Here is a 17,047-nt window from a genome sequence, read left to right on the forward strand (position 1 = left end):
GTCAGTCTTTTGGCTCGTATCCATAGAGCCAGTCGAAATCGGCGGCCAGACTTTCCGGCCGCCGCAACGACAGGACAAGATCACGCCCGAGCCGTATGGGGCCGCGGGCGTGATAGGCAAAACGGTTGAAGGCGCCGCGGGAGCGGACACGTGCCACGCGGCTTTTGCGGTGGTCGGCAAAGGCGGCAAGTGGCTTTCCGCCGGCCACGAATGATGCAAGCTCGAAGGCATCCTCGATCGCCATCGCGGCGCCCTGCGCGGCAAACGGCATCATCGCATGGGCTGCGTCACCGATCAGGGCAACCTCGTCGCCGCGATACCAGGCACCGGCAGTCACTTCGTAGAGTGGCCAGATGACCGGCTCGACCGCGTGCCGCAACAAATCGGCAATCTGAGGGTGCCAGCCGGAAAAGGCTCCCAGCAACCGCTGCCGGCTTGTTTCTGGGGGCAGGGTGCTGTCCCATGTTTCTCCGGGATTGGTGCCGCTGGTAATCGCCACCACGTTGAAACTGCGCGCGCGCTGCAAGGGATAAACGACAAGATGCGAGCCGATGCCGAGAAATGCGGTGACTTTGGTCGCGTCGAAAAATGCCGGCGCCTCGGCCTCACCGAGCGTAAAACGCCAGGCGACATTTCCGGAAAAGACTGCCTTTCCAGTTCCTTCTAAGGTTTTCCTGACTTTTGACCAGACGCCATCTGCTCCAACCACAAGGCGCGGTTGGATGCCTGTCATCCGTGCGATTCCGTGTTGCGCGGTATCGTCGATTGCCGTGCCGAGATGAAGGGTGCACAGGGGATTAGCCGTTACCGCGTCAAGCAACGCCTGCTGCAGGTCGGCCCTGTGTAGAACGCCATAAGGCGATTTCCAGCGATTGCGCGCGAACTGGCCGGATGGGACGGAAGCGATCGTCCGCAGCGATACACCGCTGACGAGGGTGATTGCCTGCGGTTCGCTCCACACCTTTTCCATTTGCGGAAGAAGCCCGAGCTTCGTCAGGATTCGCGTTGCATTGGGAGATAGCTGCAGCCCGGCGCCCGCCTCGCTGAGGACGGCCGTCCGTTCGAAGATCTCAGAGGCAATGCCCCTGTGGGCAAGACTGAGGGCAGCCGTCAGACCGGCTATGCCGGCGCCGGCAATCACGACGGGCTGGTGGCTGTTCATGCGGGGAGCGTTTGCCGCTCAGGCCGCCTTTGCATTGAACGTGCAGCCGTCCGGGACCGTCTGGTCCGCATGGAGCTTGGCGTTGTAGCGATACAGCGTCGAGCAGTAGGAGCAGACTTTTTCGTTGTCGTCGCCCATGTCGATATAGATGTGCGGATGATCGAAGGGCACAGACGCACCCGTGCACATGAATTCCTTGACGCCGATCTCGATGACCGCGTGGCCGCCATCGTTTTGAAAGTGGGGAATACCGTGCCCGGCCATGTCATGCTCCGTCGTATAGAAGAATAGTCGAATTTGGCCGCACCATAGAAAGCTTTGCGTCAAAAGTGTAGCGGCAAAGATGCCGCGCCTGCGGGTTTTTTGGTGTGCCGGGGTTTTCCCGGCGCTGCCGCTGTCATAGGTTCGCTCAAAACAGGACGCATGCCATGGATCTGAACCCGCCCGCCTTTTCGACCTTCACCCATGATGGTCTGTCTATCGCCTATTTCGATGAGGGCGATCCATCCGGCGATCCGATCTTGCTGATCCATGGATTTGCCTCCGGCGCCAATGTGAACTGGGTCTATCCGGGTTGGCTGAAGACGCTGGGCGATGCCGGATACCGGGTCATCGCGCTCGACAATCGTGGCCATGGTGCCAGCGACAAGCCGCACGATCCGGCGGTCTACCACCCGCCAGCGATGGCGGGCGATGCCGTGGCGCTGCTCGATCATCTCGGCATCGCCGAGGCCCATGTGATGGGCTATTCGATGGGCGCCCGCATCTCGACGTTCCTGACGCTGGCGCATCCGAACCGCGTGCGGTCCCTTGTTCTCGGTGGTTTGGGTATCGGCATGGTGACCGGCGTCGGTGATTGGGATCCGATCGCCGATGCGCTGAATGCGTCTTCTCTCGATGTGGTCACCCATGAACGTGGCCGGATGTTTCGCGCCTTTGCCGACCAGACGAAAAGCGATCGCAAGGCGCTCGCCGCCTGTATTTCGACATCGCGCGACCTGCTCTCCGTCGAGGATATGGGGCGCATCGATGTGCCGGTTCTGATCGCCGTCGGGACCAAGGATGACATTGCCGGCTCGCCGCAGGAGCTGGCCGCTCTCATTCCCGATGCCATTGCGCTGGATATTCCGGGCCGCGATCATATGCTTGCCGTGGGCGACAGGGTCTTCAAGAAGGCCGCGCTTGAGTTTTGGGCAAAGGTCGGGCAAGCGTAACGCCCGCCCAGCGTTTTGAGCGTCTATTTACGCGCGGCCATTTATATCCAATGCGATTTGGCCTATACCTGATGGACAGACGGACTACGAAGGAGAGTGGCGATGGTCGCCAGGACTGACATACGCCCGACCGAAACCGTGAAGATCATGGACCCGATCTGGGATAGTCTGCAGGAAGAGGCGCGGCTTGCTGCCCAGCAGGATCCGCTGCTTGCGGCTTTTCTCTATTCCACCATCATTAACCAGCGTTCGCTGGAAGACAGTGTCATCTACCGGATCTGCGAGCGGCTCGACCATCCCGATCTGCAAGCCAATCTCCTGCGCCAGACGTTTTCCGAGATGCTTGAGGACTGGCCGGAATGGGGCACCATCCTGCGGGTCGATATCCAGGCCGTTTATGATCGGGATCCGGCCTGCACGCGGTTTCTGGAAGCCATCCTCTATTTCAAGGGCTTCCATGCCATCCAGACCCACCGTCTGGCCCATTGGCTGATGAATCGTGGGCGCCGGGATTTCGCGCTCTATCTCCAGAGCCGTTCTTCGTCCGTCTTCCAAACCGACATCAACCCTGCGGCGCGGATTGGCAAGGGCATCTTCCTTGATCACGCCACCGGGCTTGTGGTCGGCGAAACTGCCGTTATCGGCGACAACGTCTCCATTCTACACGGTGTGACGCTCGGCGGTACCGGCAAAGAGGGCAGCGACCGCCATCCAAAGATCGGCAATGGCGTGCTGATCGGCGCTGGCGCAAAAATTCTCGGCAATATCCACATCGGCAATTGCTCCAGGGTTGCCGCGGGTTCCGTCGTGCTCAAGGAGGTTCCCTCCAAGACCACGGTTGCCGGCGTTCCGGCGCGTGTCGTCGGTGAAGCCGGTTGCTCGGAACCGTCCCGTTCAATGGATCAGTTGCTGGTTTCCTTCGAGATTTGAACCGGCGATTTGCCGCTTGGCTGCCAGCCAGGGGTTTACACCGATTGAATCTCTGTGCCAGAAGCGGCGCAAATCAAAACCGTCATGGAGAAGTGACTTGAAGCCCGAAGAAGTCAAAAAACTCGAAGCCTATTTCAAGCGTACCTTCAATGAAGGCATGGTCATCAAGCCGCGTCCGAAGAAGGACGAATCCGCCGAGGTTTATCTGGGTGACGAATTTCTGGGCGTGATCTTCCGGGACGAGGAAGACGGCGAACTGTCCTACAACTTCTCGATGGCGATCCTCGATATCGATCTCTGATTGCACTCTATCGTTGCAATTGAACTCGACCCGGTCCTGACCCTCAGGCCGGGTTTTTTGTTAAAATCATACTTTTTGATTATTTTTTGCGAAGAATTGGCGTGATTTCGCGATATTTCGCGATTTTTCATCAAGCTGTTGCAATGAAAGGATTTTATTGCGGCGCACGCATACATTGACTTTATTGTGCAGTGCACATAAAATATTGCCATTGCGAGCGTCACAAAAGGAGCAGCCTGATGTTCAATTTCGAAGATGCAAATAAGAAAAGCAAAGAGAACTTGGATACGTTGTTGAAGAGCTATGCGTCGCTGACGAAGGCTTTTCAGGCGATTGCCACCGAGGCTGCCGACTACTCCAAGAAGGCCTTTGAAGACAGCGTTTCCCACATCGAGAAGATCAGCACCGTCAAGAGCGTCGAAGCCGCTTTCGAGCTGCAGACGAGCTACGTGAAGACCGCTTATGAAGGCTACGTCGCCGAAGCCACCAAGATCGGTGAAATGTACGCTGATCTGGCCAAGGACGCCTACAAGCCCTACGAAGCGCCGGTTGCCAAGGCAACGGCAGCTGCCAAGACTGCGGTCGCCGCTTAACTCAAATTCAATACCTTAAATGATGAACAACCGGCTGCGCCCTCCGCAGCCGGTTTTTTGTTGTCTATCTGGCAGATTGGCGATAGGCGGCCTGAAGAAAGTTGATCAATCTTGTGCTTGACGACGCAAATGTGATTGCAGTGCAGACGAACAGCCTTAAAATCTGAAAAAGAACCACTAGATTATGTGTCACGAACAGGCCGCAAATTCCTCCCAAGCATTTGCGGCTGGACAAGGGAATGAAGTAGAATGATCGCCATGCCGGTCCGGATGCAAACAGACAGCGACGGGGATGGGGGCAAAGCCGGCCGTGGCACGTCCGTCATTACCCGGACACAGCCGAAGACCAAGAAGCCGAGCCTATATCGTGTCCTGCTTTTGAACGACGACTATACGCCGATGGAATTCGTGATCCACATTCTGGAGCGTTTTTTTCAGAAGGATCGCGAAGCGGCAACTCTGATCATGCTGCATGTTCACAATCACGGCGTGGGTGAGTGTGGTGTTTTCACCTACGAAGTTGCCGAAACCAAAGTGACGCAGGTGATGGATTTTGCCCGCGAGCATCAGCATCCGCTGCAATGCGTCATGGAAAAGAAATGAGGAACTGACGTGCCAACATTTTCAACAAGCCTTGAAAAAGCCCTGCACCAGGCCCTGACGCTGGCCAATGAGCGCCATCACGAATATGCGACCCTGGAGCACCTCCTGTTGGCATTGATCGACGATGCTGATGCGGCGGCTGTCATGGGCGCGTGCAACGTCAATCTCGACGCCCTGCGCAAGACAGTTTCCGACTATGTCGATAATGAACTCGGCAACCTGGTGACGGGGTATGATGAGGATTCCAAGCCGACAGCGGGTTTCCAGCGCGTCATCCAGCGTGCGGTCATCCATGTCCAGTCATCGGGGCGCGAGGAAGTAACAGGCGCCAATGTGCTTGTCGCTATCTTTGCCGAACGCGAGAGCCATGCCGCATATTTCCTGCAGGAGCAGGAAATGACGCGTTACGACGCCGTCAATTTCATCTCGCACGGTATCGGCAAGCGTCCTGGCGCATCCGAGGCGCGTCCTCCGCGTGGCGCCGACGAGCCGGAATCCGAACAGAAGGCATCGCGCGAACAGGACGAAAACGGCCCGAAGAAGCCGCAGGATGCGCTGACGGCCTATTGCGTCAATCTCAACGAGAAGGCCAAGGTCGGCAAGATCGATCCGCTGATCGGCCGTCACGCCGAGGTCAACCGGACGATCCAGATCCTGTGCCGCCGTTCCAAGAACAATCCGCTATACGTGGGCGATCCCGGCGTCGGCAAGACGGCGATCGCCGAAGGTCTGGCCAAGCGCATCGTCGAAAAGAAGGTTCCCGAAGCGTTGCAGGACGCGACGATCTTCTCGCTCGATATGGGCACGCTGCTCGCTGGTACCCGCTATCGCGGTGACTTCGAAGAGCGCTTGAAGCAGGTGGTCAAGGAACTCGAGGAATATCCGGGCGCCGTGCTGTTCATCGACGAGATCCACACCGTCATCGGTGCGGGGGCAACGTCCGGCGGCGCCATGGATGCGTCCAACCTTTTGAAGCCGGCTTTGTCTTCGGGCGCGATCCGCTGCATCGGTTCGACCACCTACAAGGAATACCGTCAGTTCTTCGAAAAGGACCGTGCGCTCGTGCGCCGGTTCCAGAAGATCGACGTCAGCGAACCGACGATCGACGATGCCATCGAAATCATGAAGGGCCTGAAGCCGTATTTCGAGGATTATCACAAGCTGAAATACTCGAACGAGGCGATCAAGTCGGCTGTTGAGCTCTCGGCCCGCTACATCAATGACCGCAAGCTGCCGGACAAAGCGATCGACGTGATCGACGAGACCGGTGCGGCCCAGATGCTGCTGCCCGTCAGCAAGCGGCGCAAGCTGATCACGGAAAAGGAAATCGAAGCGACGATCGCAACGATGGCCCGCATTCCACCGAAATCCGTTTCTAAGGATGACGAGGCTGTTCTCGCCAATCTGGAAAAGGAACTGCGGTCGGTCGTCTATGGCCAGGATCTGGCAATCGAGGCGCTGGCATCGGCGATCAAGCTCGCTCGTGCGGGTCTGCGTGAACCGAACAAGCCGATCGGCTCCTATGTCTTCTCCGGCCCGACCGGCGTCGGCAAGACCGAAGTCGCAAAGCAGCTGGCGGCGTCGCTGGGTGTGGAGCTCATCCGTTTCGACATGTCGGAATATATGGAGCGCCACACGGTCTCGCGTCTGCTTGGGGCACCTCCCGGCTATGTCGGCTTCGACCAGGGCGGCCTTCTGACCGACAGCATCGATCAGCACCCGCATTCGGTTCTGCTGCTCGACGAAATCGAGAAGGCGCATCCGGATCTGTTCAACATTCTGTTGCAGGTCATGGATCACGGCTCGCTGACCGACCATAACGGCAAAAAGATCGACTTCCGCAACGTCATCCTGATCATGACGACCAATGCGGGTGCGTCCGAAATGGCAAAGGCTGCATTCGGCTTCGGCTCTGCCAAGCGCGAAGGCGACGATGTGGAGGCGCTGAACCGGCTGTTCACGCCGGAATTCCGCAACCGTCTCGATGCGGTCATTCCGTTTGCTTCGCTGCCGACACCGGTGATCCACCAGGTGGTGCAGAAGTTCGTCATGCAGCTGGAAACCCAGCTGGCCGAACGCAACGTCACCTTCGACCTGCAGCCGGAAGCCATCGCCTGGCTGTCGGACAAGGGCTATGATGAAAAGATGGGTGCGCGGCCGCTGGCGCGCGTCATCCAGGAACACATCAAGAAGCCGCTGGCCGATGAAATCCTCTTCGGCAAGCTGAAGAAGGGTGGCGTCGTCAAGGTGAGGGTCGGCATCAAGCCGGATGGCGCCAAGGGCCTGCTGCTCGATTATGTGCCGGAGACGGCACGGATCAAGCCGAAGGCTGAGGTTGTTACCCCGGTTAAGAAGGCGCCAAAGACTGCAAAGCCAAAGGAGCTGGAAAGCGTTGGCGCTGAACCGGATGCGTCTCCCAAGCCGAAGAAGGCAGCGAAAGCCGCCAAGGCTGACGAAGCGGTGAGCGCCAAGGCAGCCGAGCCGCCGCGCAAGGGCAGCACGGTTCCGAAGGTGCCGCGCAAGAAATAACGCATTCCAGATTGAGATACGGTGCCGGACCTGATCGTCCGGCACCGTTTTTTTGTGGCGGCGAACAGGCGGATGTTTTGATGGATGACGGCCAGGCGATCGGCTCCGGGCGGACATGGTTCTTGGCTGGCATGCGGGGCATTTTCAGCCTGCCAGCACTGATGTTGATGCTGTCCTTCGTCGGCTTCTGTGCGTTTACTGCCCAGGCCGGTATTCCTGTCGAGCAGACCGTGTTCATGGTCGGTGCCGTCTGGGCGCTGCCAGCCAAGGTCATCCTCGTCAGTTCGATGCTGAGCGGCGCCAATCTGCTCGCCGCCTTTATCGCCGTTACGTTGTCCTCTATCCGTCTGATGCCGATGGTCGCGGCGCTTGTTCCTGAAATCCGCACTGGAAAAACCCCCACCTGGCTCCTGCTGTTCCTGTCGCATTTCGTGGCGATCACCGCCTGGGTGTTTGCGATGGAGCGCGTGCGAACAGTGCCCCGCGAACATCGGGTTACGTTCTTCGCGGGCTTCGGCATCACGCTTGTTGTAGCCAATATGCTTCTGGTGGCCGCAGTTTATCAGTACGTCACGGAGTTTCCGCCGATTGTCGCCGGTTGCCTGTTTTTCCTGACGCCGGTCTATTTCTTGGCATCAATCTGGAGTTCCGCCCGTCATCCGGTGATCTATTTGGCCTTGATCAGCGGTCTTGTGGCCGGGCCGTTCTTCTACTGGCTGGCGCCCGAGTTCGATATCCTACTGGCGGGCGTTGGTGGCGGAACATTGGCTTGGCTGACCGAGCGCCAATGGCGCAAGCGCGGGGAGGGCCGGCATGGCAGTGTTTGAAGGCTGGTGGCCCTATGTGTTTATCGCAATTGCCGGATGGTTGGCGACCGACCTCTGGCGCTGGCTCGGCGTTCTCGCCGGCAACCGGCTACGGGACGATTCCGAAGTCCTCAATTGGGTGAGGGCGGTCGCAACGGCCTTGGTGGCGGCCGTCATCGCCAAACTCATTCTCTATCCGACCGGAGTCCTCGAGCATTCGCCGCTCTGGCTCAGGCTTGGATCGATAGCTGCCGGTGTAACTGCTTTCTTTATTGGCCGCCAAAAACCGGCCGTTGGCATCGCCACGGCCATCGCTGTGCTGGCCATCGGGCTCTATGCGCTCGGGTTCTGATAAGGGTTCTCACGACAATCGGCTTAGGCGAATCTTAAATCCCATGGCGTATGTGTTGCCTGATTTCACAGGGAGCAGCAGGTGCGTTTTTTGCCGGGAGAATGGTTCGTCGTCCGAATTATTTTGGTGCTGGCTGCATTGGATGCCGTCTTGCTCTATTTCAAGAACATACCCGTCGATATTGTTGGCTATGTCAGCGTGATTGGGATTGGACTGTTTCTGGTTGCGGCGGGACAATATTATCGCGTCGTTCGGAATGAAGGCCGCCTGGCACTGGCTCTGGTCGCAGCCGGACTGTTTGTGCTGTTCACCATCATCGGCTCGGTTTTCAATTATATGTTCCTTCCCAATACCTTCGCGCCCATCGATGATTTTCTGATGCAGGTCGATGCGGCAATGGGATACCACTGGCCGTCATTGCTGACCTGGATATCGCATTACCCCTGGTTCGGGACTTTCCTGTATCAGGTCTATTTCACGTCCCTGCCACAGCTTTTGGTCATTATCCTGGTTTTGGGCTTCATGGGGCAGGCGCAGGCGTTGCATCGCTTTTTGTTGACCGGGGTCATCGGTGCGCTTTTGGCGATCGTGATCTGGGCGCTGTTTCCCAATTTTGGTGCCAAGAGCTTTCATGTTCTGCCACAGTCGGTGCTGGAGGCATTCCCAATCGCTGTCACTCCGGCCTATGGTGATGCGTTGCTGGCCTTGAGCCGTGATGGGGTAGATTATCTCTCTCCGAAGAACGTCCTTGGTTTGATCGGTTTTCCATCATTTCATACCGTCATGGCATGCATGTCCGTCTGTTTCGTGCCGCGTCATCTGATTTTAATGCCGGTGATCTTCTGCCTTAACGCTTTCATGGCGGTGGCCATTCTCGTGCAAGGCGGCCATCATCTGATCGATATGATCGGCGGCGTCGGCGTGTTTGCGATGGCCTACGCGCTGTCAGGTATGACAATGCGTAGGTTAAGCAACGCCTATCACAAGATTAGTGAGCCGCAGACCGTCTGAGCGCTGCCGTCAGAGGGCGTCCCTGATTTTCTCGGCATTCGCCGCAAGCACGGCCCCATCTTCCATCTTGCCGGAATGCGGCCGCAACGGCACGCCCTCGTGGCGGGGGATGACATGGAAGTGCAGGTGGAAGACCGATTGTCCAGCCGGCGCTTCGTTGAACTGCATGATCGTCACGCCGTCCGCTTCGAAGGCTTCCTCTGCGGCTATCGCCACTTTCTGGACGGTCGCGATGAGAGCGCCAAGCGTTGCCGGATCGGCATCGAGAATGTTGCGCGAAGCGGCCTTCGGGACGACCAGGACATGGCCCTGTGCCTGTGGCATGACATCCATGAAGGCAAGGACATTGGCATCCTCATAAACCTTGTGGGCCGGAATTTCGCCACGCAGGATTTTGGCGAAGATGTTGTTGGTGTCATAGGCGGCGTTGGGCATCTGCATTTCTCCTCAAAAACTCAATCAGTCGTCGGTCTCTTGCCGTTCGCCTTTGCGGAACGGACTGTGTTCGGCCAGGATATCGCTCATCTGCTCCACCTCCTGCCGTTCGCGTTCAAGGTAATCGGCAACGGCGCGCTTCAATCCGGGATGGGCGATGAAATGCGCCGAATGGGTGGTTGCCGGCAGATAGCCGCGTGCCAGCTTGTGCTCGCCCTGGGCACCGGCTTCGACGCGCTTCAATCCCTTGGCGATGGCGAAATCGATGGCCTGATGGTAGCAGACCTCGAAATGCAGGAAGGGATGATCTTCCATGGCGCCCCAGTGACGGCCATAAAGCGCATCGCTGCCGATGAAATTGATGGCGCCGGCGATGTACTTGCCGTTGCGCTTGGCCATGACAAGCAGGATGTCGTCAGCCATGCGTTCACTGATCAGCGAATAGAATTTGCGCGTCAGATAGGGCCGGCCCCATTTGCGGCTGCCAGTGTCCATATAAAAGGCAAAAAACTGATCCCAGACGTTTTCGGTCAAGTCCTTGCCAGTCAGCCAGTCGATGCTGATGCCGCCTTCAAGCGCCGAGCGGCGTTCCTTCTTCAGTGCCTTGCGTTTGCGCGATGCCAGCGTTTCGAGAAAGTCGTTGTGGGATGAATAGCCCGCATTGAGGAAATGAAACTGCTGGTCGGTCCGGTGCAGGAACCCGGCCTGTTCGAATGTGGGAATTTCGTCTTCCGGCAGGAACGTCACATGCGCAGAGGACACATTGTGACGGCGGGCGAGTTCCTGAAGACCGGCCGCGAGTGAAACACGAACACGGGCGGGATCGGCTGTCACAGCGGTCAGCAGCCGCGGTCCGGTGGCGGGAGTGAACGGAACCGAGCATTGCAGTTTTGGATAATAGCGCCCGCCCGCCCGTTCCAAGGCGTCGGCCCAGCCGTGATCGAAAACATATTCGCCCTGGCTATGGTTTTTCAGGTAGCAGATCAATGCGCCGGAAAACCTGCCTTTGCCATCTTCCATCAGCAGATGCTGGCCGAGCCAACCGGTATCGGCCGTCGCTGAGCCTGATTCCTCAAGCGAAGACAGATAGGCATGCGAAATGAACGGATTGTAGAGGCCGCCGTATTGCCCCTTGGCGGCCCCTGACAGTCCGTCCCAGCTTTCCTTCGAAATATCCTGAAAGGACGTCTCGACACGGATTTTAACGTCGCCGGTCATTCTTTAAGCGGTAAGCCTTTCACGCGGGTCAAACCCTTCGAATGTCATCTGGTCGGCGTGGCTGTAGGTGTGATCGACGCCCGCCTGATCGCGCACGGTCCAAGTCAAAATCGCACGGCCAAGCGAACGTTGCTTGGTGATGAACGAGTTTGGCAAATCCCCATAGAAATAGGAAATGAAATCAAGCCCGAGCTGCATCGCTTCCTCGTGAACGAGGAATTGCTCCGACTGGTTGCCACCCGCCGTCAGGCCGATCGGGTAGGGCGGGTCCTGCGCCTTGAGGTCCTTGAGCAGCCAATGATCGAAGCTCATCAGGGCAATGGGTCCCTCGTAGCTTTCAAGAGCCTCCAGCACCGCATCAACAAAACCTTCGTCGTCGCCGAGGCGTCCCTTCAGCTCAAGCACGATCGGAACCCGGCCCTTGACCAGTCTCAGAAGCTGCCCGAGTGTCGGGATCTTGTCGGTCGTGCCGCCGATGGCGATCAGGCCCAGTTCGCCGGCGGTCTTTTCCCGGATGTCGCCCTTGATGCCGCACAGTCGCTGCATGTCGTCATCGTGGAAAACCACCGGCACGCTGTCGGCGGTGTATTGCAGGTCGCATTCGATGGCGAAGCCATTTTCCGCTGCGCGGGAAAACGCTGAAAGCGTGTTTTCCCAGATGGCGTGGTTCATGTCGTGATAGCCGCGATGAGCGACCGGTTGCGCCGTCAGCCAGGACAGGTCTTTCATGAATACTCTTCCGCTCAGGCGATTTCGATCACGGCGTCGATTTCGACGGCGGCGTTGAAGGGCAGGGAGGCCATGCCGACAGCGGCGCGCGCGTGGATACCGGCGTCGCCCAGAACCTTGGCGATCAGGTTAGAGGCGCCATTCATGACCAGGTGCTGCTCGATGAAGGTCGGCTTGGAGGCGATGAAACCGTTGAGCTTGACGATGCGGCGAATGCGCGAGAGATCGCCGCCCAAGGCTGCTTTTGCTTGAGCAAGAATATTGATGGCACAGAGTTCGGCAGCGCGCTGGCCGGTGGCAACATCGACGTCGTCGCCGAGGTGACCGGTGATCGCGACCTTATCATTTTCCATCGGTAGCTGGCCGGAGATATAAAGGTGCGATCCACTGATGACGAAGGGAACATAGTTGGCGGCGGGTGCTGCCGCCTGCGGCAATGTGATTCCCAGTTCCTTGATGCGTGCTTCAATCTCTGCAGACATGGATAACTCCGGTCATTGTTGTGTTTTGCCGTCAAATGCTGCATGCACAGCATGTTTCATGAAGTGGTAAAATACTGCATCTTGAACATTGATGCCTCGCTTTTGCCTGATGTGTTCTTATAGCATCGGCAGCGAATCCAACAGGAGGAAACGGATGTTTCGTTCAAGCTTTGCCTCTGCCATCCTGGCATGGGCGTGTTTATCGGGTATGACGGTCGGCGGCGCTTCCGCTGCGTCAGCCAACATCCTGGTGCCTCACCGCGCTGTCTACGATCTGGAACTCAAGGACGCATCGGAGCGCTCCGGAATTTCCGGAATGTACGGCCGCATGGTCTATGAATTCAATGGCTCGGCCTGCGAGGGCTATACCGTCAGTTTCCGGTTTGTCACCAAGGTGGATACGGGTGAAGAGGTCAAGCTGACGGACCAGCAGACGACCACTTACGAGGACCTGAAAAACGGAAACTTCCGCTTCTTGACGCGCTCGTTCACCGACGAGAAGCTCGACAAGGAAGTGCGCGGCTCTGCCCATGAGGCCAAGCAAGGGCTGACCGTCGACCTGACCTCGCCCGACAAGCGTAAGGTCGATCTTGCCCAGGGCCTGTTTCCGACTGAGCACATGCTCGATGTCATCGACCGGGCAAAGAAGGGCGAGACGCTGTTTGAATCGCGTATCTTCGACGGCTCCGATGCTGGCGACAAGACGCTGATCACCACCACCATGATCGGCAAGCCGCAGAAGGCAACGGCTGGTGATGCCGACGCTGATAAGGCAGTGGCCGTGGCGGGAAAGCCCTATTGGCCGGTGACCATTTCCTATTTCAACGACAACGCGACCGGTGACGCGCTGCCGATCTACCGCATGGAGTTCAAACTCTATGAAAACGGTATCACCCGTGACCTGACCATGGATTACGGCGATTTCGTCCTGTCGGGCAAGCTCGCCGATCTGGAAATCTTCAAGCAGGAAAAGTGCAAGTAGGTCAGAACGGCCGCCCGCTGCTGCTATTTTCTTCGTTTGCCCTTGATTTATCGGGCGCCAAGGGGTAAGGGCACCGCATTCCACACGTAAGGTTTGGGACCGTCCGGGAGAAATCCGGGCAGTTCCACCCGGTGGCGCTTTCGAAGAAAGTGCTGTTTGCCTTGCGGAGGTTCAACCGGAAAAGGAGAAAAGGCATGGCATTGCCTGATTTTAGCATGCGTCAGCTTCTGGAAGCTGGCGTTCACTTCGGTCACCAGACTCACCGCTGGAACCCGAAAATGAAGCCGTACATCTTCGGCGATCGTTCGAACGTTCACATCATCGACCTCGCACAGACCGTTCCGTTGCTGTCGCGCGCGCTGCAGGTTGTCAGCGACACGGTTGCCAAGGGTGGCCGCGTTCTGTTCGTCGGCACCAAGCGCCAGGCATCCGAAATCATCGCCGACGCTGCCAAGCGTTCGGCCCAGTACTACGTCAATGCCCGCTGGCTCGGCGGCATGATGACCAACTGGAAGACGATTTCGAACTCGATCCAGCGCCTGCGCAAGCTCGACGAAATCCTCGCTTCGGAAGGCTCGGGCTATTCCAAGAAGGAACGCCTGAACCTTGAGCGCGAACGCGAAAAGCTGAACCGCGCACTGGGCGGTATCCGCGATATGGGCGGCGTTCCGGACCTGATGTTCATCATCGACACCAACAAGGAATCGATTGCTATCGACGAAGCAAAGCGTCTCGGCATCCCGGTTGTTGCGATCATCGATTCGAACTGCGACCCGGACCGTATCGACTTCCCGATCCCCGGCAACGACGACGCTTCGCGTGCGATCTCGCTCTATTGCGATCTGATCTCGCGTGCAGCCCTCGACGGCATCGCCCGTCAGCAGAGCTCGTCGGGCCGCGACCTCGGCGCCTCTTCCGATCTGCCGCTTGAGCCGGCTCTCGAAGAAGCCGCTGAAGCCTGATAAGGCGGGACGGCGGATAACACCGCCGCTCCTTTAGACAAGATCAGGACGAGGCCGTTTACGACTGAAAAAGTGAACGGCCTTGTTCTTTTGCATCGAACCGGCCCATGAGGCACTGGTTGTCACGATGCCTACCACCGTGATGGACCCTTTCATCACGATGTCACATTCAGGGGTCATGCCCTGCCACATCCTCCTGGTATCGCGCCGGCTTTCTGGCAGCGCACCAGCCGAACAAAACGAAGAGGCAAAAAAGATGAGCACTATTACTGCAGCAATGGTGAAGGAACTGCGCGAAAAGACCGGCGCAGGCATGATGGATTGCAAGAAGGCCCTCGGCGAAACCAATGGCGACATGGAAGCCGCGATCGACTGGCTGCGCGCCAAGGGCATCGCCAAGGCCGACAAGAAGTCGGGCCGCGCAGCAGCTGAAGGCCTCGTCGGCATCGCCAGCAGCGGCACCAAGGCTGTTGTTATCGAGCTGAACTCCGAAACCGACTTCGTTGCTCGTAACGATGCCTTCCAGGATCTGGTTCGTGGCGTTGCAGCTGTTGCAGTCGGCACGGACGGTACCGTCGAAACCATCAGCGCAACGACCTATCCGGCAACCGGCAAGTCGGTCGCTGAGAGCATCACCGACGCGATCGCAACGATCGGCGAGAACATGGCTCTGCGCCGTTCGGCCCTGCTGTCGGTCGAAGACGGTGTTGTTGCCACCTACATCCACAATTCCGTTGCTGACGGCCTCGGCAAGCTCGGCGTTCTCGTCGCGCTGAAGTCGACCGGCGACAAGGATGCCCTGAACGCCATCGGTCGCCAGGTTGCCATGCACATTGCAGCGACCAACCCACTGGCCATCCGTTCGACGGAAGTTGACGCTTCTGTTGCAGAACGCGAACGCAACATCTTCATCGAGCAGGCCCGCGAATCCGGCAAGCCGGAAGCGATCATCGAAAAGATGGTCGAAGGTCGCATGCGCAAGTTCTTCGAAGAAGTCGCACTTCTGTCGCAGGCTTTCGTCATGAACCCCGACCTGACCGTCGAAGCTGCCGTCAAGGAAGCTGAAAAGACCGTTGGTGCCCCGATCGAAGTTGTCGGCATGGCCCGCCTGCTTCTCGGCGAAGGCGTCGAAAAGGAAGAATCCGACTTCGCAGCCGAAGTTGCGGCTGTCGCCAAGGGCTGATTTCTTCATCCTGATTGGGAAAACAAAAGGGCATCGCGTGACAACGCGGTGCCCTTCGTGTATCCGGCATCATCATCACATTGGCGCAGGCTCCTTCGGGGAATATCCGGATGATATCGGCCGCGCAGGGATGAACAGATCAGTTTAAGCACATATCTTGCATATGTGCCTTCTTGGACAGGAGTGACGATGCCGGCCGAACCTCTCTACAAACGTGTGCTGTTGAAGGCCTCGGGCGAAGCGCTGATGGGCAACCAGGGGTTCGGGATTGATGTCGCGGTCGCTGACCGGATTGCCTCCGACATTGCCGAAGCTCGCGCCATGGGCGTCGAAGTCGGGGTCGTCGTCGGCGGCGGGAACATCTTTCGCGGTGTTGCGGTTGCCTCCAAGGGCGGCGATCGGGTGACCGGCGATCACATGGGCATGCTGGCGACCATCATCAACGCGCTGGCGCTGGCGACCTCCCTGCGCAAACTCGACGTCGATACTGTTGTTCTATCGGCTATCGCCATGCCGGAAATCTGTGAAAGCTTCTCGCAGCGCGCCACGCTGTTTCACCTGTCTCAGGGACGTGTGGTGATCTTTGCAGGCGGCACCGGCAATCCCTTCTTCACCACCGATTCGGCAGCCGCACTGCGCGCTGCGGAAATGGGTGCAGAAGCGATCTTCAAGGGCACGCAGGTTGACGGCATTTACACCGCCGATCCGAAGAAGGATCCGACGGCCACCCGCTTCGATCGCCTGACACACAGCGAAGTCCTGCAAAAGGGGCTCGCGGTCATGGACGTTGCAGCCGTGGCGCTGGCGCGCGAAAACAGCATCCCGATCATCGTCTTCTCGATCCACGAGAAGGGCGGGTTTGCGGAAATCTTGACCGGCGGCGGCCGGGCGACCATCGTTACAGACAATTGAGCAGTTAAAGGGCGGTCGTAAGACTGTCGCGATAAAACGGGAGTTTGATCCATGAGTGAAGGTATTGACCTGAGTGACCTGAAGCGCCGCATGGATGGCGCCATCACCGCGTTCAAGAGCGATATCGCATCGCTGCGCACGGGACGCGCATCGGCCAACGTGCTCGATCCGGTCATGGTGGAAGCCTATGGTTCACGCGTGCCGCTGAACCAGGTTGCCAATATTACGGTTCCGGAAGCCCGTATGCTCGGTGTTTCCATCTGGGACAAGTCGATGGTCAATGCTGTCGATCGCGCCATCCGGGAATCGAATCTCGGCCTCAACCCGATCGTTGATGGCCAGAACCTGCGCATTCCGCTGCCGGAACTGAACGAAGAGCGCCGCAAGTCGCTGGTAAAGGTTGCGCATGACTATAGCGAAAAAGCCAAGGTCGCCGTGCGCAACGTGCGCCGCGATGGTATGGATAGTCTGAAAAAAGCCGAAAAGGATGGCGATATCGGTCAGGATGTCAGCCGCAGCCAGTCCGAAAAGGTCCAGAAAATGACAGATGAGATGATTTCCGACATCGACCGCTTGCTCGGCGATAAGGAAAAGGAAATCATGCAGGTCTAGTCTGTCTTTTTCCGAGTCTCTGTTTTTCGGG

The 17,047-nt window shown here is 58.0% G+C and carries 20 protein-coding genes; 14 read left to right on the forward strand and 6 right to left on the reverse strand.

The window, feature by feature from the left end; genetic code table 11:
- Nucleotide 1: 1 nt before the first annotated feature.
- Complete coding sequence (locus ASC96_RS21815; protein WP_060505201.1) at nt 2–1,162, reverse strand: FAD-dependent monooxygenase; 1,161 nt, start codon at nt 1,160–1,162, stop codon at nt 2–4.
- Between the two features lie 18 nt (nt 1,163–1,180).
- Complete coding sequence (locus tag ASC96_RS21820; protein WP_018325189.1) at nt 1,181–1,426, reverse strand: zinc-finger domain-containing protein; 246 nt, start codon at nt 1,424–1,426, stop codon at nt 1,181–1,183.
- 164 nt (nt 1,427–1,590) lie between these two features.
- On the opposite strand from ASC96_RS21820, the gene ASC96_RS21825 reads away from it, so the two are divergent.
- The 9 genes from ASC96_RS21825 to ASC96_RS21865 all read left to right on the forward strand — a co-directional run bounded on the left by ASC96_RS21825 (nt 1,591) and on the right by ASC96_RS21865 (nt 9,501).
- The gene (locus tag ASC96_RS21825) at nt 1,591–2,376 is read left to right on the forward strand and encodes an alpha/beta hydrolase (protein WP_060505202.1); all 786 of its coding nucleotides are present in this window, start codon (nt 1,591–1,593) and stop codon (nt 2,374–2,376) included.
- 102 nt (nt 2,377–2,478) lie between these two features.
- Nucleotides 2,479–3,306 carry a serine O-acetyltransferase gene (gene cysE, locus ASC96_RS21830; protein WP_060505203.1) on the forward strand — a complete coding sequence of 276 codons (828 nt, stop codon included), beginning with the start codon at nt 2,479–2,481 and terminating at the stop codon, nt 3,304–3,306.
- 97 nt (nt 3,307–3,403) lie between these two features.
- Complete coding sequence (locus tag ASC96_RS21835; RefSeq protein WP_037100924.1) at nt 3,404–3,607, forward strand: DUF3126 family protein; 204 nt, start codon at nt 3,404–3,406, stop codon at nt 3,605–3,607.
- Between the two features lie 239 nt (nt 3,608–3,846).
- On the forward strand, nt 3,847–4,200 hold the full coding sequence (locus ASC96_RS21840; protein WP_060505204.1) for a phasin family protein: 354 nt from the start codon (nt 3,847–3,849) through the stop codon (nt 4,198–4,200).
- Nucleotides 4,201–4,449: 249 nt separating this feature from the next.
- Entirely contained in the window at nt 4,450–4,803 is a 354-nt protein-coding gene (gene clpS, locus ASC96_RS21845) for an ATP-dependent Clp protease adapter ClpS (RefSeq protein WP_060505205.1), read from the forward strand.
- Nucleotides 4,804–4,812: 9 nt separating this feature from the next.
- Complete coding sequence (clpA, locus tag ASC96_RS21850; protein WP_060505206.1) at nt 4,813–7,332, forward strand: ATP-dependent Clp protease ATP-binding subunit ClpA; 2,520 nt, start codon at nt 4,813–4,815, stop codon at nt 7,330–7,332.
- An 80-nt stretch (nt 7,333–7,412) separates the two neighbouring features.
- Entirely contained in the window at nt 7,413–8,159 is a 747-nt protein-coding gene (locus ASC96_RS21855) for an AzlC family ABC transporter permease (protein WP_060505207.1), read from the forward strand.
- Complete coding sequence (locus tag ASC96_RS21860; RefSeq protein ID WP_060505208.1) at nt 8,146–8,490, forward strand: AzlD domain-containing protein; 345 nt, start codon at nt 8,146–8,148, stop codon at nt 8,488–8,490. The genes ASC96_RS21855 and ASC96_RS21860 overlap by 14 nt, the downstream gene beginning before the upstream one ends.
- Before the next feature lie 81 nt (nt 8,491–8,571).
- Nucleotides 8,572–9,501, forward strand: coding sequence for a phosphatase PAP2 family protein (locus tag ASC96_RS21865; protein WP_060505209.1), 930 nt, complete (start codon nt 8,572–8,574; stop codon nt 9,499–9,501).
- A gap of 9 nt (nt 9,502–9,510) precedes the next feature.
- On the opposite strand, the gene ASC96_RS21870 is transcribed toward ASC96_RS21865, so the two are convergent.
- From ASC96_RS21870 to ASC96_RS21885, 4 genes are read right to left on the reverse strand one after another with little or no spacing between them, the layout of a single operon-like run.
- Entirely contained in the window at nt 9,511–9,936 is a 426-nt protein-coding gene (locus ASC96_RS21870) for an HIT family protein (RefSeq protein ID WP_060505621.1), read from the reverse strand.
- A 24-nt stretch (nt 9,937–9,960) separates the two neighbouring features.
- On the reverse strand, nt 9,961–11,154 hold the full coding sequence (locus tag ASC96_RS21875) for a GNAT family N-acetyltransferase (protein ID WP_060505210.1): 1,194 nt from the start codon (nt 11,152–11,154) through the stop codon (nt 9,961–9,963).
- Nucleotides 11,155–11,157: 3 nt separating this feature from the next.
- On the reverse strand, nt 11,158–11,883 hold the full coding sequence (locus tag ASC96_RS21880) for a glycerophosphodiester phosphodiesterase (RefSeq protein WP_060505211.1): 726 nt from the start codon (nt 11,881–11,883) through the stop codon (nt 11,158–11,160).
- A 14-nt stretch (nt 11,884–11,897) separates the two neighbouring features.
- Nucleotides 11,898–12,365 (reverse strand): RidA family protein, encoded by a 468-nt coding sequence (locus ASC96_RS21885; RefSeq protein ID WP_060505212.1) that lies wholly within the window; start codon nt 12,363–12,365, stop codon nt 11,898–11,900.
- 154 nt (nt 12,366–12,519) lie between these two features.
- Here ASC96_RS21885 and ASC96_RS21890 point away from each other — a divergent pair, with 154 nt between their 5' ends.
- The 5 genes from ASC96_RS21890 (at nt 12,520) to frr (ending at nt 17,016) form a co-directional block, all read left to right on the forward strand.
- On the forward strand, nt 12,520–13,347 hold the full coding sequence (locus ASC96_RS21890) for a cell envelope integrity EipB family protein (protein ID WP_060505213.1): 828 nt from the start codon (nt 12,520–12,522) through the stop codon (nt 13,345–13,347).
- A 194-nt stretch (nt 13,348–13,541) separates the two neighbouring features.
- Nucleotides 13,542–14,309 carry a 30S ribosomal protein S2 gene (gene rpsB, locus ASC96_RS21895; RefSeq protein ID WP_037100951.1) on the forward strand — a complete coding sequence of 256 codons (768 nt, stop codon included), beginning with the start codon at nt 13,542–13,544 and terminating at the stop codon, nt 14,307–14,309.
- Between the two features lie 256 nt (nt 14,310–14,565).
- Entirely contained in the window at nt 14,566–15,492 is a 927-nt protein-coding gene (tsf, locus tag ASC96_RS21900; protein WP_060505622.1) for a translation elongation factor Ts, read from the forward strand.
- A gap of 189 nt (nt 15,493–15,681) precedes the next feature.
- Entirely contained in the window at nt 15,682–16,404 is a 723-nt protein-coding gene (gene pyrH, locus ASC96_RS21905; RefSeq protein WP_060505214.1) for a UMP kinase, read from the forward strand.
- 51 nt (nt 16,405–16,455) lie between these two features.
- Nucleotides 16,456–17,016, forward strand: coding sequence for a ribosome recycling factor (gene frr, locus ASC96_RS21910; RefSeq protein ID WP_060505215.1), 561 nt, complete (start codon nt 16,456–16,458; stop codon nt 17,014–17,016).
- Nucleotides 17,017–17,047: the final 31 nt, after the last annotated feature.

The organism is Rhizobium sp. Root1204 (assembly GCF_001424965.1).
Taxonomy (GTDB): Bacteria; Pseudomonadota; Alphaproteobacteria; order Rhizobiales; family Rhizobiaceae; genus Pararhizobium.

Bases quoted from the DNA above. Each gene is read 5' to 3' on its own strand.
- ASC96_RS21870 (WP_060505621.1), bottom strand. From the start codon at position 9,936: ATGCCCAACGCCGCCTATGACACCAACAACATCTTCGCCAAAATCCTG.
- frr (WP_060505215.1), top strand. From the start codon at position 16,456: ATGAGTGAAGGTATTGACCTGAGTGACCTGAAGCGCCGCATGGATGGC.
- ASC96_RS21825 (WP_060505202.1), top strand. From the start codon at position 1,591: ATGGATCTGAACCCGCCCGCCTTTTCGACCTTCACCCATGATGGTCTG.
- ASC96_RS21820 (WP_018325189.1), bottom strand. From the start codon at position 1,426: ATGGCCGGGCACGGTATTCCCCACTTTCAAAACGATGGCGGCCACGCG.
- cysE (WP_060505203.1), top strand. From the start codon at position 2,479: ATGGTCGCCAGGACTGACATACGCCCGACCGAAACCGTGAAGATCATG.
- tsf (WP_060505622.1), top strand. From the start codon at position 14,566: ATGAGCACTATTACTGCAGCAATGGTGAAGGAACTGCGCGAAAAGACC.
- ASC96_RS21840 (WP_060505204.1), top strand. From the start codon at position 3,847: ATGTTCAATTTCGAAGATGCAAATAAGAAAAGCAAAGAGAACTTGGAT.
- rpsB (WP_037100951.1), top strand. From the start codon at position 13,542: ATGGCATTGCCTGATTTTAGCATGCGTCAGCTTCTGGAAGCTGGCGTT.
- ASC96_RS21885 (WP_060505212.1), bottom strand. From the start codon at position 12,365: ATGTCTGCAGAGATTGAAGCACGCATCAAGGAACTGGGAATCACATTG.
- ASC96_RS21855 (WP_060505207.1), top strand. From the start codon at position 7,413: ATGGATGACGGCCAGGCGATCGGCTCCGGGCGGACATGGTTCTTGGCT.
- clpS (WP_060505205.1), top strand. From the start codon at position 4,450: ATGATCGCCATGCCGGTCCGGATGCAAACAGACAGCGACGGGGATGGG.
- ASC96_RS21860 (WP_060505208.1), top strand. From the start codon at position 8,146: ATGGCAGTGTTTGAAGGCTGGTGGCCCTATGTGTTTATCGCAATTGCC.
- ASC96_RS21880 (WP_060505211.1), bottom strand. From the start codon at position 11,883: ATGAAAGACCTGTCCTGGCTGACGGCGCAACCGGTCGCTCATCGCGGC.
- ASC96_RS21815 (WP_060505201.1), bottom strand. From the start codon at position 1,162: ATGAACAGCCACCAGCCCGTCGTGATTGCCGGCGCCGGCATAGCCGGT.
- pyrH (WP_060505214.1), top strand. From the start codon at position 15,682: ATGCCGGCCGAACCTCTCTACAAACGTGTGCTGTTGAAGGCCTCGGGC.
- ASC96_RS21875 (WP_060505210.1), bottom strand. From the start codon at position 11,154: ATGACCGGCGACGTTAAAATCCGTGTCGAGACGTCCTTTCAGGATATT.
- ASC96_RS21890 (WP_060505213.1), top strand. From the start codon at position 12,520: ATGTTTCGTTCAAGCTTTGCCTCTGCCATCCTGGCATGGGCGTGTTTA.